Source organism: Advenella sp. EE-W14, assembly GCF_012923605.1.
GTDB classification, from domain to species: domain Bacteria; phylum Pseudomonadota; class Gammaproteobacteria; order Burkholderiales; family Burkholderiaceae_B; genus Advenella; species Advenella alkanexedens.
Genome location: NZ_JAAVNG010000007.1, coordinates 16,515 through 39,298 on the forward strand (window position 1 = coordinate 16,515; position 22,784 = coordinate 39,298).

The 22,784-nt window shown below is 58.8% G+C and carries 20 protein-coding genes and 1 pseudogene; 15 read left to right on the forward strand and 6 right to left on the reverse strand.

All coding sequences use genetic code 11. From position 1 onward, the window contains the following. The first annotated feature begins 100 nt into the window (after positions 1 to 100). From HCX92_RS04200 to HCX92_RS04265, 14 genes and pseudogenes are all read left to right on the forward strand, one after another. The gene (locus HCX92_RS04200; protein ID WP_169293682.1) at positions 101 to 1,045 is read left to right on the forward strand and encodes a LysR family transcriptional regulator; all 945 of its coding nucleotides are present in this window, start codon (positions 101 to 103) and stop codon (positions 1,043 to 1,045) included. Beyond that, positions 1,042 to 1,317 carry an EexN family lipoprotein gene (locus HCX92_RS04205; RefSeq protein ID WP_169293683.1) on the forward strand — a complete coding sequence of 92 codons (276 nt, stop codon included), beginning with the start codon at positions 1,042 to 1,044 and terminating at the stop codon, positions 1,315 to 1,317. Before HCX92_RS04200 ends, HCX92_RS04205 begins: the two co-directional genes overlap by 4 nt. A gap of 222 nt (positions 1,318 to 1,539) precedes the next feature. After that, positions 1,540 to 3,542: pseudogene (locus HCX92_RS04210) on the forward strand (conjugal transfer protein TraG). Next, a complete protein-coding gene (locus tag HCX92_RS04215; protein ID WP_169293684.1) occupies positions 3,539 to 4,003 on the forward strand; it encodes a ribbon-helix-helix protein, CopG family in 465 nt (154 codons plus the stop codon). Before HCX92_RS04210 ends, HCX92_RS04215 begins: the two are co-directional and overlap by 4 nt. Beyond that, positions 4,000 to 5,040: a P-type conjugative transfer ATPase TrbB gene (trbB, locus tag HCX92_RS04220; RefSeq protein ID WP_169293685.1), complete on the forward strand. Its 1,041-nt coding sequence runs from the start codon at positions 4,000 to 4,002 to the stop codon at positions 5,038 to 5,040. Before HCX92_RS04215 ends, trbB begins: the two co-directional genes overlap by 4 nt. Continuing rightward, positions 5,037 to 5,414, forward strand: a complete 378-nt coding sequence (locus HCX92_RS04225) for a TrbC/VirB2 family protein (RefSeq protein ID WP_169293686.1) — start codon at positions 5,037 to 5,039, stop codon at positions 5,412 to 5,414. Before trbB ends, HCX92_RS04225 begins: the two co-directional genes overlap by 4 nt. Further along, entirely contained in the window at positions 5,411 to 5,680 is a 270-nt protein-coding gene (locus tag HCX92_RS04230; RefSeq protein WP_024110176.1) for a VirB3 family type IV secretion system protein, read from the forward strand. The genes HCX92_RS04225 and HCX92_RS04230 overlap by 4 nt, the downstream gene beginning before the upstream one ends. Positions 5,681 to 5,690: 10 nt before the next feature. Next, positions 5,691 to 8,141, forward strand: a complete 2,451-nt coding sequence (gene trbE / locus HCX92_RS04235; RefSeq protein ID WP_169293687.1) for a conjugal transfer protein TrbE — start codon at positions 5,691 to 5,693, stop codon at positions 8,139 to 8,141. After that, positions 8,138 to 8,866, forward strand: a complete 729-nt coding sequence (trbJ, locus tag HCX92_RS04240; protein ID WP_169293688.1) for a P-type conjugative transfer protein TrbJ — start codon at positions 8,138 to 8,140, stop codon at positions 8,864 to 8,866. Before trbE ends, trbJ begins: the two co-directional genes overlap by 4 nt. Before the next feature lie 11 nt (positions 8,867 to 8,877). Beyond that, positions 8,878 to 10,257 carry a P-type conjugative transfer protein TrbL gene (gene trbL / locus HCX92_RS04245; RefSeq protein WP_169293689.1) on the forward strand — a complete coding sequence of 460 codons (1,380 nt, stop codon included), beginning with the start codon at positions 8,878 to 8,880 and terminating at the stop codon, positions 10,255 to 10,257. A gap of 24 nt (positions 10,258 to 10,281) precedes the next feature. After that, complete coding sequence (trbF, locus tag HCX92_RS04250) at positions 10,282 to 10,986, forward strand: conjugal transfer protein TrbF (RefSeq protein ID WP_169293690.1); 705 nt, start codon at positions 10,282 to 10,284, stop codon at positions 10,984 to 10,986. Continuing rightward, a complete protein-coding gene (gene trbG / locus HCX92_RS04255; RefSeq protein ID WP_169293691.1) occupies positions 10,983 to 12,005 on the forward strand; it encodes a P-type conjugative transfer protein TrbG in 1,023 nt (340 codons plus the stop codon). The genes trbF and trbG overlap by 4 nt, the downstream gene beginning before the upstream one ends. A gap of 2 nt (positions 12,006 to 12,007) precedes the next feature. Further along, complete coding sequence (locus HCX92_RS04260; protein ID WP_169293692.1) at positions 12,008 to 13,300, forward strand: TrbI/VirB10 family protein; 1,293 nt, start codon at positions 12,008 to 12,010, stop codon at positions 13,298 to 13,300. After that, entirely contained in the window at positions 13,297 to 13,542 is a 246-nt protein-coding gene (locus HCX92_RS04265; RefSeq protein WP_169293693.1) for a DUF2274 domain-containing protein, read from the forward strand. Before HCX92_RS04260 ends, HCX92_RS04265 begins: the two co-directional genes overlap by 4 nt. Positions 13,543 to 13,990: 448 nt before the next feature. Here HCX92_RS04265 and HCX92_RS04270 read toward each other — a convergent pair whose 3' ends face one another. Beyond that, entirely contained in the window at positions 13,991 to 15,625 is a 1,635-nt protein-coding gene (locus HCX92_RS04270) for a rhodanese-like domain-containing protein (protein WP_169293694.1), read from the reverse strand. Between the two features lie 44 nt (positions 15,626 to 15,669). Further along, positions 15,670 to 16,257, reverse strand: coding sequence for a cysteine dioxygenase family protein (locus HCX92_RS04275; RefSeq protein ID WP_169293695.1), 588 nt, complete (start codon positions 16,255 to 16,257; stop codon positions 15,670 to 15,672). A gap of 144 nt (positions 16,258 to 16,401) precedes the next feature. Between HCX92_RS04275 and HCX92_RS04280 the strand changes: the two genes are divergently transcribed. Further along, entirely contained in the window at positions 16,402 to 17,259 is an 858-nt protein-coding gene (locus tag HCX92_RS04280; RefSeq protein WP_169293696.1) for a LysR substrate-binding domain-containing protein, read from the forward strand. 69 nt (positions 17,260 to 17,328) lie between these two features. On the opposite strand, the gene HCX92_RS04285 is transcribed toward HCX92_RS04280, so the two are convergent. The 4 genes from HCX92_RS04285 to HCX92_RS04300 form a co-directional block, all read right to left on the reverse strand. Then, entirely contained in the window at positions 17,329 to 18,453 is a 1,125-nt protein-coding gene (locus HCX92_RS04285; protein WP_169293697.1) for an ABC transporter permease, read from the reverse strand. A 2-nt stretch (positions 18,454 to 18,455) separates the two neighbouring features. Beyond that, the gene (gene rbbA / locus HCX92_RS04290; protein WP_169293698.1) at positions 18,456 to 21,200 is read right to left on the reverse strand and encodes a ribosome-associated ATPase/putative transporter RbbA; all 2,745 of its coding nucleotides are present in this window, start codon (positions 21,198 to 21,200) and stop codon (positions 18,456 to 18,458) included. 7 nt (positions 21,201 to 21,207) lie between these two features. Next, positions 21,208 to 22,281: an HlyD family secretion protein gene (locus HCX92_RS04295; RefSeq protein WP_169293699.1), complete on the reverse strand. Its 1,074-nt coding sequence runs from the start codon at positions 22,279 to 22,281 to the stop codon at positions 21,208 to 21,210. Positions 22,282 to 22,371: 90 nt separating this feature from the next. Beyond that, positions 22,372 to 22,542: a hypothetical protein gene (locus HCX92_RS04300; protein ID WP_169293700.1), complete on the reverse strand. Its 171-nt coding sequence runs from the start codon at positions 22,540 to 22,542 to the stop codon at positions 22,372 to 22,374. Between the last annotated feature and the right edge of the window lie 242 nt (positions 22,543 to 22,784).

Below are 22,784 nucleotides of genomic sequence, written 5' to 3' on the forward strand. Positions count from 1 at the left end.
TGCTTACTCTGCACAGATGGTTCTCCTCCTGCAACGCTACACAATTGACATTTCCTGCGTACCGACGTCTTTGTGGGAAAACAGCGAGAGGGGGAGATAGATGGAGCTTCGCCACCTTCGTTGCTTTCTTGCGGTAGCGAAAGAACTCCACTTCGCTCGCGCGGCCGAGCGATTGCATATCGAGCAGTCGCCTCTGTCACGTGCCATAAGGGATCTAGAAGAGGAACTAGGCACCCGGCTATTCTCCCGTACTACGCGCAGCACCCGTTTGACTCGCGCGGGAGAACTCTTTCTGCAGCACGTGCCACGTGTTTTCGTTGCCATTCAGCAAGCTCGCGACAGCGTGAAGGCCGCCACCAACGGCTTCCACGGTCAATTGCGCATCGCTTTGTCTGACTGCATTACACCGACGTGCTTTTCAGCTCTTCTGGCACTTAGCAGGCAAGAAGAGCCAGAGATCGAGGTTCGCCTCGCGGAGGTTCCCTTGTCGCAACAGATCAAGGGGCTGCACGATAATCTGTATGACGTAGGATTCGCTCAATCGGATGAGGTCGGCGATGAACTCATTGCCGAACCCGTCTGGCATGATCCATTAATGGTGGCAGTGCCTGCACGCCACCCATTGCTTGCTTACAAGGATGTGCCTCTGGACGAGGTGCTGCGCTATCCCTTGGCGCTCGGCGATACGAACGCATGCGAGGGACATGCCCGCCAAGTCGAACGCGTGCTGCGTCGAGCCAATCAAGAGCCGTTGATCGCCGAACGAGTTGCGTCCTTCGACCTGATGATGACGCTGGTGTCCGCAGGTTTTGCACTCGGATTGGCCGGCGCTTCGCAAATAGCTGCCAACCGCGAACCAGGTGTCGTGGCGCGACCGCTGGCCGGCGGTTCGCACAAGCTCACGACTTACCTGCTGCGTGTAGGTGGCGAACCGTCGGATACTCTGGCTCGCTTCATCGAACGGGTCTATGCCGTTGAGCCACCGAAAGGAAAGACCTCTGCTGCACGAGCAAAACCTGATCCATCGGAGGATATCGAGCCATGAAGAAGATCACCCCGCTTCTACTTGCCGCAACGCTGGTGGCTTGCAGCAAATCCGAACCGGCCAAGACGACCACCACGTCCGTGCCGTTCGAAACGGTCGAATCGCTCGCCGCCAATCCCGAACGGTTGAAGGAACTGCGCCAGCAGTGCAAGACTGACCGTGCAAAGCTCGGCGACGAACTCTGCAATCGAGTGGCCGAAGCGACAAACCGGCGTTTCCTTGGTGATGGCAAAACATCCTACACGCCACCGAAGGAATCACCCAAGTTCTGATTTCGGGCGAATCGCTTCGAAAACTGAATTTATTTTCTCGACATGCCGCAACGCGCTATTGCTTGCGGCATTTTTACTGGCTTCGCTCCTGCACGCATTGATGCTTTTTAAGGCATCTTTGTCCCGATAACGGTCTTTGACCGGCCTTGTTCCACCTCCGATCCTGATGACAACGGCACGTCTTCGTGCCACTTGCCACATTGGGAGAGATCGGAGGCCAGAATGCAAGGTCAGAGTGTGCTGTTCGGGCAAATCGCCGTTGTTTTCGGCATTGTGATCGCCGGTGTGTGGAGCGCCACACAATGGACAGCCGCCGCCCTGGGCTACCAGCTACGCCTTGGCTCGCCCTGGTTCGATTTCTTCGGCACGCCGGTCTATCACCCTTGGCGGCTGTTCGAGTGGTGGTTCTTCTTCGATGCCTATGCGCCCCGCATCTTCAACATTGGCGGAGCGATTGCAGGCGGCAGCGGCTTGGTTGCCGTCGTGGTTGCCATCGGCATGTCGGTATGGCGATCACGGCAATCGAAGCTGGTCACGACCTACGGCTCAGCGCGCTGGGCCGATGCCACCGACATCCGCAAAGCCGGTCTGAATCAGCCGACCGGGGTCTTCCTCGGCCTGCATGACGGGCAATACCTTCGTCACGAAGGCCCCGAACACGTCCTGACCTTCGCTCCGACGCGCTCCGGCAAGGGGGTTGGTCTCGTGGTGCCCACGCTGCTGTCCTGGCCCGCGTCCACCGTGATCCACGACATCAAGGGCGAGAACTGGTCCATCACCGCCGGCTGGCGTTCGCGCTTCTCACACTGCCTGCTGTTCAACCCCACCGATCCCAAATCGGCCGCCTACAACCCGCTGCTGGAGGTTCGGCGCGGCGCGCATGAAGTGCGCGACGTGCAGAACATCGCCGACATCCTGGTCGATCCCGAAGGTGCGCTGGAGCGCCGCAACCACTGGGAGAAGACTTCGCACGCCTTACTGGTCGGCGCCATCCTACATGTGCTCTATGCGGGCGAAGACAAGACGCTGCGCGGCGTCCCAACTTCCTGTCCGACCCGGCGTGTCCGTTCGAGCTGACGCTGCACCGGATGATGACGACGCGGCACCTGGGCGATGCACCACATCCTGTCGTCGCCTCGGCCGCGCGCGAAGTGCTCAACAAGAGCGACAACGAACGCTCAGGCGTGTTGTCCACGGCCATGTCCTTCCTCGGCCTGTACCGTGACCCCACTGTGGCCGAAGTCACCTCGCGTTGCGATTGGCGCATTGCTGATCTGATTTCAGCAGAGCATCCGGTATCGCTGTACTTGGTCGTGCCACCTTCGGACATCAGCCGCACCAAGCCGCTGGTGCGCCTGATCCTCAACCAGATCGGCCGACGCCTGACCGAATCGCTGGACGGCAGCGACGGCATCGCGCGCCGCCACAAGCTGCTGTTGATGCTCGACGAGTTTCCGGCGCTGGGCCGACTCGACTTCTTCGAGACGGCGCTGGCGTTCATGGCAGGCTACGGCATCCGCAGCTTTCTGATCGCCCAGTCGCTCAACCAGATCGACAAAGCCTACGGTCAGAACCATTCCATCCTCGACAACTGCCATGTCCGGGTGACGTTCGCCACTAACGATGAACGCACCGCCAAACGCATTTCCGAAACACTGGGCACGGCGACCGAGCTGCGCGCGCAGCGCAATTACGCCGGTCATCGGCTGGCTCCATGGCTTGGGCATCTCATGGTGTCGCGCCAGGAAACGGCGCGCCCGTTGCTGACGCCCGGCGAGGTGATGCAACTCCCGCCGGACGAGGCCGTGGTGATGGTGTCCAGCGTGGCACCGATCAAGGCGAAGAAGCTGCGCTACTACGCCGACGTGAACTTCAAGCGGCGCGTACTGCCGCCGCCCGCGCTCGCAGCCCGCCGCTACGCCGACGCACCGCCTCGGCAGCCCGACGACTGGAGTGGTCTGGCAATCCCCTCCGTACCAACCGCACCCGCCACCGCGACCCTGGCCGATAGCGAAGCCAGCACCGCCGATGACGGTGGCCCGCGCCGTCAGCCAGAGCTATCCGAAGTCGCCGAATACCACCCCGAACAGGAGCCTGTCAGCAATGACCTGGCGCTGCTTGATGACGACGACTTGCCGCTGCCACTTCCCCACCAGCTCGACCCGGCCATGCAACGCACGGCCCGGCTGGCATCCCTCGACCCTGACGACGGAATTCAGCTATGAGCCAATACCGCCTCAACCTGTTCATTCCGCCCGAACATGCCAAGCGTCTGGACGAACTGGCCGCCAAGAAAGGCGTATCCAAGTCGTCTATCGTCGCGGCGGCACTGGCGTCCTGGCTGTCACCGGATGCGGGCGATCAGCGTGAGGCGGCCATCGCCAAGCGACTTGATCGGCTGACGCGCCAATTCGAGCGACTGGAGCGCGACCAGAACATCGAGATCGAGACGCTGGCGCTATTCGTTCGCTACTTCCTGACTGTCAGCACACCTGTCCCCGAAGCACACCAGGAAGCAGCCCGCGCCCAAGGCAAGGCGCGCTTCGAGCAGTTCGTCGAACAGCTCGGCCGCCACCTGCTGCGAGGGCGCAGTCTGGTGCGTGACGTGGTGGAGGAACTTCAACCCGACTCTGCGCGGTTGGACGAAGCGGCGGCGTTGGCCGAAGCCCAGGAGCGTGCCTCATGAGCGCGCAATCCGAATCCTTCGCCACCACGTCGCTCGACCGGCGCATCCGCATGCTGCGCACGGCCATGGGACCAGTAATCGCCGCCGCGCTGGAAGACCCGGACGTGGTGGAAATCATGCTCAATCCCGACCGGTCCCTGTGGGTGGATCGTCTGTCCTCCGGTCGCGCACCATTGGGCGTGGAGCTATCCGAGGAGGACGGCGAACGCATCATCCGGCTGGTCGCAGCGCACGTTGGTGCGGAAGTTCATCGCGGCCAACCGCTCTTGACTGCCGAATTGCCTGAGACGGGCGAACGCTTCGAGGGCATCCTGCCGCCCGCTGCACCGGGGCCTGCCTTCGCGCTACGCAAACGCGCCGTAAACATCATCGGCCTGGATCGTTATGTGGCCGACTGCATCCTGTCCGCACCACAGGCTGAGTTCCTGCGCCATGCGGTGCGGGAGCGGCAGAACATCCTGATCGCCGGCGGCACCAGCACTGGCAAGACGACGCTGGCGAACGCCTTGCTCGCCGAGATCGCCATCACCGGCGACCGCGTGCTGGTGCTCGAAGACACCATCGAGCTGCAATGTGCTGCACGCGACCACGTGCCGCTGCGTACGCGAGCGGGCGTGGTTTCCATGACCGAGCTGGTGCGCGCCACGATGCGGCTGCGCCCCGACCGCGTGGTCGTCGGCGAGGTGCGTGGAGGCGAGGCTCTGGACCTTGTGAAGGTGTGGGGCACCGGTCACCCCGGTGGCATTGCCACCATTCATGCCGGCTCCGCGCTGGGCGCACTGCTGCGCCTGGAGCAGTTGGTTCTCGAAGTCGCGGTCAACCCGCCGCGCGCACTGATCGCCGAGGCGGTGAACGTCGTCGTCTTCATTGCCGGTCGCGGTCGCAAACGCCGCATCGAAACTATCGCCCGTGTCGCCGGCTTCGACGGCACGGGCTATCGCTTGGCGGATGTATTGGAAACACCGTTTCCAGAGCTGCTGCCGCTGTCTTCCATCGTTCCTTCCCCGTCCCCCAACCACTCTGGAGAACTGCCATGACGCACGCTCATGCTTTCCGCTTTTCCGTAAATCCGGCTTCGATCCCCGCTCGCCTGCGGCGGCTGGCCGAGCCCGCCTATCACGGCCTGTTGTTGGCCGCCGCGATGCTGACGATGGCCGGCACCGCGAAGGCGGCCGGCTCCTCAATGCCCTGGGAAGGGCCGTTGCAATCCATCCTTGACTCCATCCAGGGGCCGGTGGCTCGGATCATCGCGGTCATCATCATCATTTCGACGGGCCTGGCGCTGGCGTTCGGCGACACGTCAGGAGGCTTTCGCAAGCTGATCCAGATCGTGTTCGGTCTGTCCATCGCGTTCGCGGCTTCTAGCTTCTTCCTGTCGTTCTTCAGCTTCTCCGGCGGGGCCGTCGTATGAGCACGGCCAACGACCTGCCGGGCTTCGAGATTCCGCTGCATCGCTCGCTGACCGAACCGATCCTGCTAGGCGGTGCGCCGCGCACCGTGGCGATTGCCAACGGCACGTTGGCCGCCGCCGTGGGCTTAGGGCTTCAACTGTGGATTCCAGGCTTGGTGCTCTGGATCGTCGGCCACTCGCTGGCGATGTGGGGCGCGCGCGTCGATCCGCAGTTCATGCAGGTGTTTGCCACGCACCTGAAACACAAACCGCTGCTGGACGTGTGAGGGCTTTGCCATGCTGAACCTCGCCGAATACCGCCAGCGCCCGGCTTTGCTCGCCGACTGGCTGCCCTGGGCCGGTCTGGTCGCGCCGGGCGTGGTGCTCAACAAGGATGGCAGTTTCCAGCGCACGGCGCGCTTTCGTGGGCCGGATCTGGACAGTGCAACACAGGGCGAGCTGATTGCCACCACTGCACGGTTGAACAACGCACTGCGTCGGCTCGGCTCTGGCTGGGCGCTGTTCGTCGAAGCCGAACGCCGACCGGCGGCGGACTATCCGCACTCGGATTTCCCGGAACCTTTGTCCTGGCTGGTGGACGAGGAGCGGCGCGCCAATTTCGAGGAGTCGGGCAACCACTTCGAGAGTGGCTATCACCTTACGCTGCAATACCTGCCAGCGGAAGAATCCCGCGCCCGCGCAGCCAAGCTGCTCTACGAAAACACGCCCACGCAAGGTGTGGACTGGCGCGAACGCCTGTTGGCCTTCGTCGCGGAAACCGACCGCATCTACGACCTGCTGGATGGCGTGATGCCGGAGATCAACTGGCTCGACGACAGTCAGACGCTGACCTACCTACATGCGACCGTCTCGACGCGTCGCTATCCGCTAGCGGTGCCGGAAGTTCCATTTCATCTCGATGCGCTGCTGGCCGATGCGCCGCTGGTCGGCGGCCTCGCGCCCATGCTGGGCGACCAGCACTTGCGCGTGATGACAGTCCGTGGCTTCCCAACCTCGACCTGGCCGGGAATTCTGGACGACCTCAACCGCTTGGGCTTCGCCTACCGCTGGAGCACGCGCTTCCTGTGCATGGACAAGGCGGAGGCCGAAAAGGAGCTGGGCCGCCTGCGCCGGCAGTGGTTCGCCAAGCGCAAGAACGTCCTCGCGCTGCTGCGCGAAACCATCTTCCAGCAGGAAAGCCCGTTGGTCGATACCGATGCCAGCAACAAGTCAGCCGACGCGGACGCGGCCTTGCAGGAGTTGGGCAGCGATCAAGTCTCCTTCGGCTACGTCACCGCGACCGTGACCGTGCTGGATGCCGACGCCAACGCGGCCGATGAAAAGCTGCGGATGGTGGAGCGCGTCATCCAGGGCCGTGGTTTCGTGACGATCCCGGAGACGCTGAACGCCGTGGAGGCCTGGCTATCGTCGGTGCCTGGCAATGCCTACGCCAATGTGCGTCAGCCCATCGTCTCGACGCTGAATCTCGCGCACCTGATGCCGGTATCGGCGGTGTGGGCCGGGCCGGAGAAGAACGACCACCTCGACGGGCCGCCGCTGATCGTCACCCGTACCGAGGGTGCGACGCCGTTCCGGCTGGTGACGCATATTGGCGACGTGGGGCATACGCTAGTGGCCGGCCCGACCGGCATGGGCAAGTCGGTTCTGCTCGCCACGCTGGCGATGCAGTTCCGCCGCTATCCCGGCTCACGCATCTTCGCCTTCGACATGGGGCGCTCGATGCGCGCCACCATTCTCGGCCTGGGCGGCGAGCACTACGACCTGGGCGCGGACGGTTCGATCGCGTTTCAGCCACTCGCCCGCATCGGCCGCGAGGGCTACCGCACCTGGGCGGCCGAGTGGGTCGAAGGCCGCCTGCGACATGAAGGCATTGCAATCGGCCCCGATGAAAAGGTGGCCATCTGGTCGGCGCTCGGCAGTCTCGCGGGTGCGCCCGTGGAGCAACGCACGCTCACTGGCCTGTCGGTGCTGCTGCAATCCAACGTGCTGCGCCAGGCGCTCGCGCCCTACGTGCTCGGCGGCGCTCACGGCAAGCTGCTCGATGCCGATAGCGACCGGCTGGGCGTGGGCGACGTTCAGGGCTTCGAGATGGAGGAACTGATGCACAGCAAGGCCGCAGTGCTAGCCGTGCTGAGCTATTTGTTCGCGCGCTTCGATGAGCGTTTTGACGGCGCGCCGACGCTGCTGATCCTCGATGAAGCCTGGCTGTTCCTGGATGACCCGGTGTTCGCGGCGCGCATTCGCCAGTGGCTCAAGACGCTGCGCAAGAAGAACGTCAGCGTCATCTTTGCCACGCAGTCGCTGGCCGACATCAAGGACTCGACCATCGCGCCCGCGATCATCGAGAGCTGCGCCAGCCGCATCTTCCTGCCCAACCCGCAGGCCACTGAACCGCAGATCCGCACGATTTACGAGGGCTTCGGGCTGAACAGCCGGCAAATCGAGATTGTTGCCACCGCCCAGCCCAAGCGCGACTACTACTACCAGTCGCGTCTGGGCAATCGTCTGTTCGATCTTGACCTCGGGCCGGTCACGCTCGCCTTTGCGGGCGCTTCGACACCCCAGGACCAGCGCGCCATCGACAGCGTGCTGCGCGATGCCGGAGCACCGGGCTTCGCGGGTGCCTGGCTGCGCCATCACGGCCTCGATTGGGCGGCCGACCTGTTGCCGTCCGCCCCCTTGGCCGCGTCTTTCCTTGCTTCCCAACCTCTGGAGGTTTTGCCATGAAAAAACGTCTTCTTGCCGTCGCTGTTGCCGCCTTGATCGGTGCCATGCCCGTCGCACACGCGCAATGGGTCGTCATCGACCCCACGAATCTGGCCCAGAACATCCTGACTGCCGCGCACACGCTGGAGCAGATCAACAACCAGATCAAGCAGCTTCAGAACGAAGCGCAGTCCTTGATGAACGAGGCGCGCAACCTCGCGAGCCTGCCGTTCAACGTGGTCAACCGCCTACGATCCAATCTGGATACGACACGGCAACTGATCGCCCAGGCGCGGGGGCTGGCCTTCGACATCCAGAACATGGACCAGCAATTTGCGCAACTGTACCCGGAGCAGTATGCCGCCAGCGTAAGCGGCAACCAGATGTTCCAGGATGCGCATCAGCGCTGGCAGAACACGCTGCAGGGCTTGCAGACCGCCATGCGCATGCAGGCGCAGGTGTCGCAAAACCTGAACCAGGATGAGGGTGTGCTGGCCGATCTGGTCGACCAGAGTCAATCGGCCACCGGCGCCTTGCAGGCCATGCAGGCCACCAATCAGCTCTTGGCCCTGCAAGCCAAGCAGTCCATTCAGACCCAGCAGCTCCAGCTCACGCAGGGGCGTGCGGCCTCGCTGGAGCTGGCTCGGCAAGCTGCCGCCGTCGAGCGTGGGCGCGAGGTGACGCGCCGCTTCCTCGGTAGCGGCACGGCGTACACGCCGCAGTCCGTGAACTTCTACGGCAACTGACGGACGCGGCCATGAACGACGTCTCCGTCATCGACCGTTTCCTCAACGTCTTCTCCACGTACATCGATTCGGGGTTCGGCCTGCTGCACGGTGAAGTCGCTTTTCTGACCGCGACGCTGGTAGCGATCGACATGACCCTGGCTGGCCTGTACTGGGCACTGGGTCATGCCACCGGTCAGGGCGAAGACGTGATGGCCAAGCTCCTGCGCAAGGTGCTCTACGTCGGCGCCTTCGCCTACATCATCGGCAACTTCAACTGGCTCTCCGGCATCGTGTTCCGATCCTTCGCCGGCCTGGGACTGACGGCCTCAGGTTCGACCATGAGCATGGCGACCTTTCTGCAGCCGGGGCGTCTCGCCAAGACCGGTATCGACGCGGCTGCGCCCATCCTGCAGCAGATCAGCGAGATGGCCGGGTTCCCGGAGGTGTTCATCAACATCGCACCTATCGTCGTGATGTTCCTCGCCTGGCTGATCGTCATCATCAGCTTCTTCGTGCTGGCGGTGCAGCTCTTCGTTACGCTGATCGAATTCAAGCTGACCACGCTGGCTGGCTTCGTGCTGGTGCCGTTCGCACTCTGGAACAAGACCGCCTTTCTCGCTGAAAAGGTGCTCGGCAACGTGGTGTCCTCGGGCATCAAAGTGCTGGTGCTGGCCGTGATCGTGGGCATTGGCACAGGGCTGTTCGCCGAGTTCCAGGTCACGCCCAATGAGCCATCCGTCGACCACGCACTGGTGGTGATGCTGGCCTCGCTCGCCATGCTGGCACTCGGCATCTTCGGCCCCGGCATCGCCACCGGCCTGGTGTCTGGAGCGCCGCAGCTTGGCGCGGGTGCGATGGCGGGAGCAGCAATGGGCGCAGCCGGTACAGCCGTCGCGGTTGGTGCTGCCGCGACGGGCGTGGGCAGCGCGGTGGTGGCTGGGGCGCGCATGGCACCTGTCGCCGCCAAAGCGGCCGCCAGCGGTGCGCGTGCTGCGGCCTCGACCGCAAGCAGTGCGCGATCCGCTTATCAAGCGGGTTCCACAGCAGCCGGCGGTGGCCTCAAGGGTGCCGCTGCCGGCGTGGGCAACGTTGCCAAGACCGGCGCGCAAGCTGTCGGCCAAAAGGCCGCCGCCGGGATGCGCTCGCTCAAGGAGCGCGCGGCATCCGCTTTCCGTTCCGATGAGGCAGGGCCGACACCTGGAGGCGCTGCCGCATCAGGCCAATCCGCTGCCAGCGAAGCCAATTCCGGCGCTGCCGATCCGCAGCAACAGGCGCAACCCGCTTGGGCCAAACGCCTGCACCGCCGCCAGCAGATCAGCCATGCCGCTACGACCGCCGCCCACACGCTGCGCGGAGGCGACGGCGGTGGTTCGAGTAGCGGCCCGAGTTTGAACAGTTCCGACGATTGAAGCCATTCACAAGGAGAACAACCCATGCGATTCAAACGACCGCAGGTGCGCTATGCCGATACGCCGCAGCCTGCCACTCCCTACCAATCCGCCGCCCAGGTGTGGGACGAGCGCATCGGCTCGGTCCGCGTGCAGGCAAAGAACTGGCGGCTGATGGCCTTCGGTTGTCTGGTGCTTGCTCTGCTGATGGCGGGTGGCTTGGTCTGGCGCTCGGCCCAGTCCATCGTCACGCCCTTCGTGGTGGAAGTGGATCAGGCCGGCCAAGTTCGGGCGGTCGGCGAAGCCGCCACACCGTACCGGCCGAACGATGCCCAGATTGCCTATCACTTGGCTCACTTCGTCGTGCTGGTTCGTTCGCTGTCCATCGATCCCATCGTCTTGCGGCAGAACTGGCTCGATGCCTACGACTACACCACCGATCGCGGCGCGGGCGTGCTCAACGAGTACGCCCGCACCCATGACCCGTTCGCCCGCGTCGGCAAGGAGTCGGTCACGGTGCAGATCACCAGCGTCGTGCGCGCCAGCGACGCGTCTTTCAACGTGCGCTGGACCGAGCAGCGCTTCGCCAACGGCGCGCCGGCCGGCACCGAGCGCTGGAACGCCGTGATTTCCACCGTCCTGCAAACCCCGCGCACCGAGCAGCGGTTGCGCAAGAACCCATTGGGCATCTACGTCAACGGACTGTCGTGGAGCCGCGAACTCGATGCCGCCGAAGGAGCCAAGCCATGAACCCGTCTTTCCGCTTTTACGCCCTTGTGTTGACGCTTGCAGCCTCTGCACTGTCGTTGCAGGGCTGCGCCACGAAGGGCACGCCACCGCCGATCATCTCGCTCGATGAGCCGGTGCAGGCCCAGCCGCAGCCCGAACCACCCAAGCCGATTGAAGTGGTAGAAGTACCGAAGGTGTTGCCGATGCCGGCGCAGATGAAGCCTCTGGAGAGCATCGAGGCCAAGACGGCACCTGAGCCCGCCGACGAGAAACTCCGCGTCTCGCGTGCCAATGCCGAGGCGCGCATCGCGCCCACGCGCGAGGGCTACGTCAACGCCATCCAGGTCTGGCCCTTCACGGATGGTGCGCTGTATCAGGTCTATGCGGCGCCGGGGCGGGTAACGGTCATCTCTCTCCAACCCGGCGAGGAACTGGTGACGGTCGCCGCCGGCGACACGGTGCGCTGGATTGTCGGTGACACCTCCAGCGGTACAGGTGACGCGCTGCGTGTCAGCGTATTGGTGAAGCCGATCCGCTCGGGGCTCAAGACCAATCTGGTCATCACCACCAGTCGGCGCACCTACCTGATCGAGCTGACCTCGACCGAACGCGCCTGGATGGCTTCGGTGTCGTGGGAGTACCCGAAAGATCGGATGCTCGCCCTACAACGGCAGGCACAGGCCGCGCAGGCGACCGCACTGGTCGATAGCGGCCTGTCGCTGGAGAGGATTCGTTTCCGCTACGCCATCAGCGGCAGCACGCCGCCGTGGAAGCCGCTGCGCGCCTTCGACGACGGCGAGAAGGTCTATATCCAGTTCCCACCGGGCATCGCGCAAGGCGAGCTGCCGCCGCTGTTCGTGATCGGCGCTCAGGGCGATGGGCAACTGGTGAACTACCGTTTCCGCTCGCCGTACTACATCGTGGATCGGCTGTTCGGCGCGGCTGAGTTGCGCCTGGGCGGTGGAAAGGGAAGCGATGGCGGCGAAGTGGTGCGCATCGAGCGCACGGATGGAGTCGTGGGCGCAGCGCGGGGGAACTGACCATGAGCCAGAACGACACCCCGGAAATGCCCGTTCCCGACGCCGCCCCGAAGGTCGCGCCAGAGAACGTGGCACTACGCGCCCAGCCGCGCCCGGTGACGCGCTTGAACCGGCGCACATTGGCAGTCCTGGCCGGCGGGCTCGCCGTGGCCGTGCTGGGGGCAACCATGTGGTCGCTGCAACCGCACAAACGCAGTGCAGGCGAACAGGCCGAGCTTTACAACGTGGATCGTGTTTCGCGCTCGGAAGGGCTGGACCAGCTTCCGACCGATTACTCCAAGCTTCCGCGAGCTTTGCCTCCCCAAGTACCCGAGCTGGGGCCGCCGCTGCCGGGCGACTTGGGGCCAGCCATCGTGAAATCGCAGCAGCCTGTGGCACCGACTTACTCGCCACCCGGCCACGCTCCGGCAAATGCCGAGCACGACGCCCAGCACAAGGAAGCGGAAGCGGCGGCGGGCGCATCGGTGTTCTTCCGATCCAGCAATCAGCGCGCCGCTGCTGGGCCAACGCAGGTGGCCACGGCCAGTTCCGCGTCTGGCCTTGCGGGCTTCGATCCGATGGCTGCCGGGCCGGCTTCGGCAGCGGCTCAACCAGTCGATCCGACCGCCGTGCAGAACCGGCAGGAGCAGAAAGAGGCGTTCCTGAAAGCCGGCTCCACGGAAACCCGTAATTCTGGGAATCTGAAAACGCCGACTTCGCCGTACCAGGTCATGGCCGGCACCGTGATCGCGGGTGCCCTGGTCACGGGTATCAAGTCCGATCTGCCGGGCGACGTGATCGCCACGGTGACGGAGCCGGTCTACGACACGGCCACCGGCAAGTTCGTACTGATCCCGCAGGGTTCGCGCATCCTCGGCCGCTACAACAGCCAGGTGAGCTACGGGCAAAGCCGGGTGCAGGTGGTGTGGAACAGGATCATCCTGCCTGACACGTCTTCGCTGACGCTGGACAACCTAGCCGGTGCCGACCCCGCCGGTAACTCCGGACTGGAGGATGGTGTCGATTGGCATTGGGATCGCATCTTCGCCGGTGCTGCGCTGACGACGCTGCTGGGCGTCGGTGCCGAACTGGCCGCGCCGGAGAACCGTCAGAACGGCGATCGCGTCATCAACGCCGGGCGCAACAGCTTGCAGGACAGCGTGAATCAGGTTGGCCAAGAGATGACCCGGCGCAACCTCAACATCCAGCCCACGTTGACGGAGCGGCCGGGCCTGCCGGTGCGCATTATCGTCAACCGGGATCTGGTGCTGCGGCCCTATCAGCCGCTGTTCTTCAATCGGGGGATTTCACGATGAACACCACGCGCAAGCTACGGCTGGGGCCGCTGCCCAAGACCGAGAGCGTCAAGCTAACCTTCACATGTCCGACCAGCCTCAAGGCGGACCTCGACCGCTACGCCGCGCTGCATGCGCAGACTTATGGCGAGACGGTCGATGCGGCGACGCTGATCCCGCACATGCTAGAGGCATTCATGGCGGGGGATCGAGGATTCAGGAGAGGTACTTCCCCAAAGCAGGTGCCGCAGAAATCAACCTAGCAGGTTGAAACCCATCATCCCTTACACGAAAGCGCAGCCAACGGCTGCGCTTTCGCTTTTTTTGGGGCCGACGCAGGCATGGAGGCATATGATGGCGGGTAAGAAGTGAGTTGGTCATGAACTGACCCGTCCGCTGCAGTGCTCTCAGGCTTGCTGTCGCGATGCCCCCATGTGGCACCTGGCACGTAGGACGCCAAGTACGCACGGCGGCTGGAATCTAGCCTAACTCATTGCCCCATATAGCCTTTAGTGCTGCTGTCCGGTTGCACAATAAGCTTGACAGCTGACATTTTTTATTGCCCGCTCGATTCGTGGGCCGCTTTGCTGCCATGGAGCGCGTCAAAGGATAGGCTCATGCGTTACCACGGAGCATGGGAACGAGGAGGAAGGCGCTAATGGCAGGCATAAAAATTGTGGAGGGGGGGCAGGCAAAGCCTGACGGGGTGGTTTACCCCACCGTAACTTTGAAGGTTTGCTGTTTGCTGTTTGCTGGCAATGATAATAAACGAAAAGTATCTCTTTCTTCTTCATCAATTTGCAATACAAGATTGGTTTCCCATTCCAGATATTTTCTGGCAGCCTCTTTGTTGCCGTGATGTCTGTCATGTACAAAAAACAGGAAATCAATACATTCCGCATCGGGTGGGTTGTTGCTTTGTTTTTCCAGGCTTAGGCCAGCCACCTCAAAAACAGAAGGGTCAAATATTGTCTGCTGAATATTCTGATACCCTGCATTGACCATATCAGTGGCCAATAATGCCGTTATATCATCGCCCGTACCCAGTAACAGGACAGGCGTTTGTTTATCAAGCGGAACATGTTTGAACAAGGTGGGACGAATGACCCACTGCGCTTGCTTTAAATGAACAGAACGGAACTGCATACTGGATCTGCTGTCCAGGATACTTGCTTGAGGATACTGTTTGATGAAGTTAATGGTTTCCTGGGGAGAAAGTGTTTGGGGATGTACCAAGGCAAGGGCTTCATCCATTGGTACCGCTAATGTTGCCAATTTATCGGTTTCTGGCAATAGATAGACCTCCCAGCCCAGCTGTTTGAGCCAGCTGGCGATAACAGGTGCCCTGACCTGGTCAAAATCGGCTAAAACGATGCGGGCCTTCCTGACGCCAATATATTCGTCGGTTGCCTGAATCAACTGCCCTCCTGGGGCATGCCGTATAGCGGATGATAACCGGCTTTCCTCAAATTCCTGGGCGGTACGCACATCAAACAGGTATGTTGTGCGATTTGTTTCTTCTTGCCAGATTTTTAATTGCTGGCATGAAATGCTTTGTAGCTCGAATTGTTGGATCAGATGATGTGCGCTTTGTCTGGCTTCGGCAAGTAATTCCGGGTTGATTTTTTCCGGATAAAGCCTGTTTGACTGGTGCTCCAGTTCATAGCCTGACAAATACCACCCCTGGGTGCCGTTTTCAAGTGCATAAATGGGGTTGGGAATGCCAAGATTGATCAGGGTCTGGGCACCGATAATGCTGCGTGTACGCCCCGCACAATTGATGATGATAGTTGTTGAGGGATCAGGGGCGATTTGACGGGCGCGCAGGGCAAGCTCTCCGTTAGGGCAGCAGATGGATCCCGGTATGTTCATTTTCCGGTATTCCGGTATGGGTCGGCCATCCAGGATTACCAGGCTTGCCGGTGCGGATTGTATCCGTTCATGCAATTGCCTGGCGCTGATATGCGGCGTTTGGTAAATGTGTTCTGCCAGTTCTCCAAACGTTTTACTGGGTAAATTGACCCCGGCAAAGGTGGCGTATCCAGCTGCTTGCCAAGCCTGGATGCCTCCTTGCAGGATATGAACATGCGTATAGCCCAGTCGTTGTAAAGCCCTGGCAGCAGCCTTCACGACTGCTTCACCGGTATGGTCTGCGTAAATAACAATACGCGTGTTTTTACGAGGGACAAGTCTCCCGACGCGAAGTTCAAGCACACTATAGGGTAAAGAAACAGCAAAGAAAAGGTGGTTCTCGCCGTATTGGCCGTGTTCACGGATATCCAGTACGGCGATTTCATGTTCATCATGAATCCAGCTTTTCAGCAGTTTGGCATCGATTGTTTTCATTGTTTAAATAGCGGTGAGGCTGGACGTGAATGGAGCTGTCGGGTTCAGTTGCCCTGACGGGTTTTGACACCGATATCCATGATTTTGCAGGTATTGTTTTCCACATCAAAGGCCAGTCTTTCGGTAAGTGTTTCCAGTGCCTTGCCATACATATGCAGGTGGCGGATCTGGCTGTCTTCAATGCGAACGGCATGAATGTCGTCAGGCATTAAGGCGATTCCTTCACCGGGACCTATGCTTTTAATGGCAGTTTGAACGAGCGTTGCTTTTCCGCTAATGCTGCCATCATCGGTACGGTCGTACAAATAGTTGCTTTCGGTGCCTTCTACGGCAGCAATACAGGCCCACGTTGTATGGTTATGCGGCACGATTTTTTTGCCAGGCTTCATCACATTTAGATACAGGGCAAAGCTGTTGTCAGGTTCTGAATGAATTAAATAGCGGGCTTGCAACTCTTCGCCTTCGGGTGCGGGATAGTCTGCTTCTGACCACCAGTCTTTATGGGCGGCCAGTTTGATCAGGCCTTCACGCACGGATTCCAGGCCTTGACGATTGGGTTCCGGTGTTGTTTGCTGTTTGGCCAGTGTGATAAAAGCGTTGATGGCATTTTGTTTGCCATTGTTGTTGTTCATGAGCGGTTCTCCTGTGATTTTTATAAAGTATAGTAATTTCCCCGTACATTGACTAATTAAAATTCTTGGTTAATATATTAGCTATCCTAATGGATACAATCCTGTATTTTCTTTTATTAATGATTTTTCATATTACTATTCCCTATGAATAACCTGGATCTGGGTTTATTGCGCACGCTGGTTACTGTCGAAAAAACTAATACATTTTCCGGTGCGGCAGCCGTATTGTTCAAGACACAATCGGCCATCAGCCAGCAAATGCAAAGACTGGAATCCCAGATCGGGTATCCGTTATTTGAGAAACGGGGCAGGCACCGGGAACTGACGGCTCAAGGCAAACAACTGGCCATGTATGCGCGGCGTTTACTGGCGATCAATGATGAGGTCTTGCGCACACTGGGGCAGCAGCAAGTGGAAGGGCATATCCGTTTTGGCGCGACCTTTGATGTGGCGGATACGATTTTGCCAATCGTGCTTACCCATATAGCGCGTCATGCACCTAAAGTGAAGCTGGATATCCAGGTTGACCGCAGTCCCGCCTTGATGGACTTGCTGGCCTCCGGTGATATAGACATGACCATTTCCACACGCGATGCACCGGGATTGAGCAGTTTTGTGGTGCGTACCTCTCCAACGGTGTGGATATGCGCGGCGGATTTTCCTTTTAGCCGGGGCGCTACTTTGCCTTTGATTCTGGCGGATGAACCCAGTATTTTCCGGCGACTTGCATTAACTGCACTTGCGCAAAGCCAGACGCAATGGCGTATTAACTATCTGGCCCCCTCTTTGGCGGGGATCAAGGCGGCTGTTCGGGCCGGGTTGGGTGTAACGGCCCGCAGTGTCGAGTTTCTGGGGCCTGATATGAGGGTTTTGGCCGAGTCGGAGGGTTTGCCGGCATTACCTTTGGTGACGTACCGTTTGTTGACGCGCAAAGACACGATCAATCCATTGGTTTTGCATATTTTTGAAATGTTGCGGACCCAGTTTGAAAATACAGTCTGAGTCCGGTCGCGTTGTGGCGGGTCTGAACAAGTCATCTGCCACCGTCATCAGGTCAAGGGCAAGATAACTTCAGGACATTTGGCTAAGCATTTTCCGGAAATGGTTAAGCGAGAACAGGAACAGGACCAGACCAATAATAAACAATGACAGGAATTGGGGCCATACGACCTGAAAGTCTGCACCACGATAAAGAATGGCCTGACCCAGTGAGACAAAGTGCGTGGTAGGCGCCAGTAGCATGATGTCCTGGACAAACTGCGGCATGCTTTCCCGGGGTGTACTGGCACCTGAAAGCATTTGTAAGGGCAGCAGTACCAGCACCATTAATAGCCCGAACTGCGGCATATTGCGAGAGAGTGTGGCCATGAATATGCCCATTGAGGTGGTGGCAAACAGGTGCAGGGAGGCACCGGCAAGAAACAGCAGGATTGAGCCCTCAATGGGGACGCTGAGCCAGTCCTGGACAACGATCTGAAGTGAAAAGGCGGATGCGACCAGTACAACCAGGCCCATTGACCAGATTTTGGAGAGCATGATTTCGGCTGGTGTCACAGGCATGACCAGAAGGTGTTCGATGGTGCCATGTTCACGTTCACGGATAAGTGCGGCACCGGTCAGGATGATGGAAAGCATGGTGATGCTGTTGATGATTTCCATTAAAGAACCAAACCAGGAGCGCTCAAGCGTTGGATTAAAACGCATCCGTATGGCCAAATCAACCATGGGAGTTTCAGTGGCTTTATAGCCTTGGACAAATTCGTTGACTTCGCTGTTGACAATTTGCTGGATATAACTGCTCCCGGTAAAGGCTTGTGACATTCGGGTGGCATCCACATTCAACTGGATTTCCGGTTGTTTACCGGCCAGCACGTCTTTTTGGAAATCAGGGGGGATATTAAGGGCGAAGGTAAACCGGCCTTCATCCATGCCAGAGTCCATTTCATTGATGGAGATCATTTCTGGGTGCGTAAACCGCGGCGGGAAAAAGGCACTGACAATGCGGCCAGACAAGGGGGAGCGGTCCTCATCAACAATGGCTATCGGTGCACCATGCAGGGTTTCCGGCATGGCTGTGGCTGCGGTGTAAACTGAAACGGTAAAGGTGTAGATAATCAGGAATAGCATGATCGGGTCTCTGATGAGACTCCAGAACTCCTTGATACCCAGCCGATAAATATTTTTAAAATTGGCCATGCTCAGGTGTCCTGTTTCTTTAGCAAGATAATGGACAGCAGTAGAATCACGATGGCACCGGCCAGCATGGGCCAGTAATACGTGATCAGATTCTGAAAGCCGAGTGCCTTGTTAAAGATCCCCCGGCTGATCATGAGAAAATAGGTGGTTGGGAAAATGTTGCCAATGAATGCGGCAAACCCTTCCAGGGCAGAAACCGGATTCAGCAGTCCCGAAAACTGGATGGCAGGCAGTAAGGTGCCGACCATGGTGAAGAACATGGCGGCAATCTGGCTTTTCGTGAATGTGGAGGCAAACAGGCCCACGCCGGTTGCGAACAGGACATACAGGAAAGCGGCCAGCAAAAGCGCCAGGAAATTACCCTTGATGGGGACATCGAAAACAGTAATGGCCAGAAAAGCCATGAGCAGGAAGTTCATCATGCCCAGAATAATGTAAGGAACCTGTTTGCCCAGCAGGAATTCACTGCGGGTAACGGGTGTTACGTAAAGATTGATAATTGATCCCAGTTCTTTTTCTCTTACCACCGAGAGGGCGGAAAGCATGGCCGGAATCATGAGCAGCAAGAGGGGAATAACGGCCGGTACCATGGCAGGCAGGCTTTTTACATCGGGGTTATAGCGGAAACGGGTTTGGATGGAGGCCGGTACTGTACTGGCGGGGTCGATGCCCAGTCGCTCGGTAGCCATGGTAGACAACCAGCCCTGATGCATGCCAAGCACATAACCTTGAACGGTTTCCGCCCGCTGCGGATTGGCGCCATCTATCCAGGCGCCAATCTGTACGTTTTTCCCCTGTTTGAGATCACGGGCGAAACCAGGTGGAATTTCCAGGGCCAGCACCACTTCGTTACTGCGCATGCGCCGGTCAAGATCGGCATAGTCCTTGATGGGCGGCTTTTCAATGAAGTAACGAGAACCTGCCAGGTTCAACGTATAGTTTTGGCTTAGGGTGGTTTGGTCACGGTCCAGGACGGCAAAGGTCAGATCCTCGACATCCATGCTGATGCCATAACCCATAATGAACATGAGGATGGCAGTACCAAGCAGGGCAAGGGTTCTGCGCACGGGATCACGTTGCAACTGAAGGGTTTCCAGCAGGGTATAGCTGAAGGCCCTTGAAAAACTGAAGCCATTTGTTCTGGTTGGTTCCGGGTTGGTGGTCTGGGCCGGTGTTTCGGGTTCTGGTGCAGGGGACGGGCTTTTGCCTGTTTCGGTCTCACGAACCGCATCTTCCAGGTAAGCAATAAATGCGTCTTCCAGCGTCTGGGTGCCGCGTTGGCGCACCAGTTCTGCCGGTGTACCGCTAACCAGAACCTTGCCCGCATGCATGAAAGAGATCCGGTCGCATCGTTCGGCCTCATTCATGAAGTGGGTGGAAATAAAAATAGTGACCCCGTCCTTGCGGGCCAGGTCTATCATGAGTTGCCAGAAAAGGTCCCGTGCAACGGGATCCACGCCCGAGGTAGGTTCATCAAGGATCAATAATTCGGGGCCGTGAACCACAGCAACGGCCAGCGACAGGCGCTGACGTACCCCCATGGGCAGGTTGTCTGGCAGTGCATCAATGGCATCGCCCAGATCAAAGCGCTGAATCATGGCCTCAACACGTGCCGGGATTTGTGCCTCGGGAACCTTGAACAAGCGGGCATGCAACACCAGGTTTTGTTTTACCGTGAGTTCCGTGTAAAGGGAAAATGCCTGCGACATATAGCCGACCCGACGTCGGGTGTCGATATCCTTGGGGTTGACTTCTTGTCCAAACAGCCATGCCTTGCCTTCAGAGGCCTCAAGCAGGCCGGTGAGCATTTTCATGGTGGTTGACTTGCCACAGCCGTTGGAACCCAGGAAGCCAAAAATTTCACCCTGCCTGATGCGGAAATTGACATGGTCAACCGCCACAAAATCGCCAAAGCGCATGGTTAAGTCTTGCGCTTCAATGGCAATATTCGCATTGTCATTATTGAAGGGTGGAATGACGATGTCATGATGTTCGGCCCGTTTTTCTTCGGGAAGCAGTTTGATGAAAGCTTGCTCAAGAGAACGGGAGTCGGTTTTTTCATGCAATTCATGGGGCGTACCGGTGGCCAGTACCTTGCCATCGTCCATGGCAATCAGCCAGTCGAAGCGATCGGCCTCTTCCATATAGGCGGTGGCAACAATCACACTCATTTGCGGCCGGTTTTGCCGGATGCGATTGATGAGGTCCCAGAATTGTTTGCGGGCAAGTGGGTCCACACCGGTCGTGGGCTCGTCAAGAATCAATAAATTGGGGTCGTGAATGAGCGCACAGCATAAACCCAGTTTTTGTTTCATGCCTCCGGAAAGTTTGCCGGCCGGCCGGGATAAAAACGGATACAGGCCGGTGCTGCGGGTAAGGTCATCAATTCGCCTGCGTCGTTCTTGCTCATTGTGACCGAACAGGCGGGCGAAAAACTGCAGGTTTTCTTCAATGGAAAGGGTGGGATAGAGGTTTTTGCCCAGTCCCTGCGGCATGTAGGCGATATGGGGACAGACTTGGGTGCGGTGTGCCGCTTCGGCCATGCTGCCCTGTAATACCTCAACACGGCCTGACTGAATGGCGCGGGCACCGGCAATCAGGGATAAAAGACTGGATTTGCCCACTCCATCGGGGCCAATCAGTCCCACCATGATGCCTGCGGGGATATCCAGGCAGATATTGTCCAGGGCCAGCTTTTTGCCATAACGCAGGCTGACCGATTGCAGTCTGGCGACCGGTGCGTTCATGACGGGTTTACTCCGGCAGCTTGATAGTTAAGTGCTCTGGCCATTCCTTGTTGGCGTCAAGCTTTATCCAAGCCATACCTGGCAGGCCGGTCTTGACCTGTTCAAGATGCTTTTGCAGCAGCTCGGGTGAAATGCGCGCCTTGACACGGAACATGAGTTTTTGGCGCTCACTGGCCGTTTCAACGGTTTTGGGCGTGAATTGGGCCGAGCTGGCAACAAAAGAAACCTTGGCTGGTATGACATATTCGGGTGCCGCATCCAGGACAATATGCACATCAGTATCCAGGGCAATGCGGCCAGCCACGGTTTCAGGCAGGAAGAAGGTCATGTAGACATCGTTAAGGTCGATGACATTCAGGATTTTGCCACCGCCACCAACCACTTCACCCGGCTGGGCAATACGAAATTGAACGCGTCCGTCGCGCGGGGATTTCAGGATGCTGTCATCAATATCGGCCTGAATGCGCTTGATGGCCGCTTCTGCCGCAATAACGGCTGATTCTGCCCCGCTTACCTGTGCTTTGGCTGCCTTGATAGCGGCCTGTGCCGCATTGACCTGGGCTTTGGCGGCATTCAGACCGGCTTCGGTACTGCGAGCAGCGGCACGGTCATCGTCAAGGGTTTGTTTGGGGGTGGCACCACGGGCAGCCAGGGTTTCGGTTCTGCTCAGGCGTTGTTTGGCCAGGGTAAATTCGCTTTCCCGCTGTGCCATGAGTGCCTGACTGGCAAGCAATTCGCTTTCTCGGGCATCGACCTGGACCTTGGCGATATTGACATTATTCAGTGCCTGCTGGTGTTCTGCCTGTGCCTGTTCAAGCTGGGCTTTCAGGACATCTATTTGCATATGGGCAAGGGGTTGATCTGCCTTGATAAAGTCACCTTCATTGACAAGTATGTCCTGGATGCGTCCGGCAAGCTTGCTGGAAATATCCAGTTCGGTGGCTTCTATGCGGCCATTGCTGCTGATAAAACCATCGAGCTGGTTGTTGGACTCGGCCTGTTTCCAGTAATAGACACCAATCGCAATGGCAGCCAGGATAATGATGATGAGGAGGAACGGTTTTTTGTTTGATGCGCTCATGTGGTACTCTGATGGCAGGAAAACCCGGGTTGCCACTATAAAACCAGACAGGCCCGGAAGTATGATGACAGGTGATTTATGCGCTTTGCTTTAATAACCGAAAACTTCGATGGCTTTCCGAAGGATAACGAAAATCATGATAATCAGCCCCAGTCCCATGACCACAATGCCGGGATTATGGTCTTTCAGTCCGATACCGATAAAAACGATAATAATGCCGATGACAAAAACAAGGTGTAAAGGTACATCACTGAAATCCATGGTGAATCCTATTTTGAATGACCGTTATGGGGCTGTGGTCAGCTGTTGATCACTGCCCGACCCCATTTTTATCCCTTAAGTATATCAAATGCCCATCTGGCAATTATTAAAAAAAATTTCAAGGCTAAAAAGAAACAAAAAGTAAATATCGGTTTGCGCAGACTTTGGCGCAGAGGCAAGCTGGCAAGTCAAAGAACAGCGTGACCGAGATACGCCAGCCATTTGGCCAGCGTACTTACTGT

Coding starts and splice junctions, on each gene's coding strand:
- HCX92_RS04280 (WP_169293696.1), top strand. CDS start 16,402: ATGAATAACCTGGATCTGGGTTTATTGCGCACGCTGGTTACTGTCGAA.
- trbF (WP_169293690.1), top strand. CDS start 10,282: ATGCGATTCAAACGACCGCAGGTGCGCTATGCCGATACGCCGCAGCCT.
- HCX92_RS04260 (WP_169293692.1), top strand. CDS start 12,008: ATGAGCCAGAACGACACCCCGGAAATGCCCGTTCCCGACGCCGCCCCG.
- trbJ (WP_169293688.1), top strand. CDS start 8,138: ATGAAAAAACGTCTTCTTGCCGTCGCTGTTGCCGCCTTGATCGGTGCC.
- trbE (WP_169293687.1), top strand. CDS start 5,691: ATGCTGAACCTCGCCGAATACCGCCAGCGCCCGGCTTTGCTCGCCGAC.
- HCX92_RS04205 (WP_169293683.1), top strand. CDS start 1,042: ATGAAGAAGATCACCCCGCTTCTACTTGCCGCAACGCTGGTGGCTTGC.
- trbL (WP_169293689.1), top strand. CDS start 8,878: ATGAACGACGTCTCCGTCATCGACCGTTTCCTCAACGTCTTCTCCACG.
- HCX92_RS04300 (WP_169293700.1), bottom strand. CDS start 22,542: ATGGATTTCAGTGATGTACCTTTACACCTTGTTTTTGTCATCGGCATT.
- trbG (WP_169293691.1), top strand. CDS start 10,983: ATGAACCCGTCTTTCCGCTTTTACGCCCTTGTGTTGACGCTTGCAGCC.
- HCX92_RS04285 (WP_169293697.1), bottom strand. CDS start 18,453: ATGGCCAATTTTAAAAATATTTATCGGCTGGGTATCAAGGAGTTCTGG.
- HCX92_RS04265 (WP_169293693.1), top strand. CDS start 13,297: ATGAACACCACGCGCAAGCTACGGCTGGGGCCGCTGCCCAAGACCGAG.
- HCX92_RS04225 (WP_169293686.1), top strand. CDS start 5,037: ATGACGCACGCTCATGCTTTCCGCTTTTCCGTAAATCCGGCTTCGATC.
- HCX92_RS04270 (WP_169293694.1), bottom strand. CDS start 15,625: ATGAAAACAATCGATGCCAAACTGCTGAAAAGCTGGATTCATGATGAA.
- HCX92_RS04275 (WP_169293695.1), bottom strand. CDS start 16,257: ATGAACAACAACAATGGCAAACAAAATGCCATCAACGCTTTTATCACA.
- trbB (WP_169293685.1), top strand. CDS start 4,000: ATGAGCGCGCAATCCGAATCCTTCGCCACCACGTCGCTCGACCGGCGC.
- HCX92_RS04200 (WP_169293682.1), top strand. CDS start 101: ATGGAGCTTCGCCACCTTCGTTGCTTTCTTGCGGTAGCGAAAGAACTC.
- HCX92_RS04295 (WP_169293699.1), bottom strand. CDS start 22,281: ATGAGCGCATCAAACAAAAAACCGTTCCTCCTCATCATCATTATCCTG.
- HCX92_RS04230 (WP_024110176.1), top strand. CDS start 5,411: ATGAGCACGGCCAACGACCTGCCGGGCTTCGAGATTCCGCTGCATCGC.
- HCX92_RS04215 (WP_169293684.1), top strand. CDS start 3,539: ATGAGCCAATACCGCCTCAACCTGTTCATTCCGCCCGAACATGCCAAG.
- rbbA (WP_169293698.1), bottom strand. CDS start 21,200: ATGAACGCACCGGTCGCCAGACTGCAATCGGTCAGCCTGCGTTATGGC.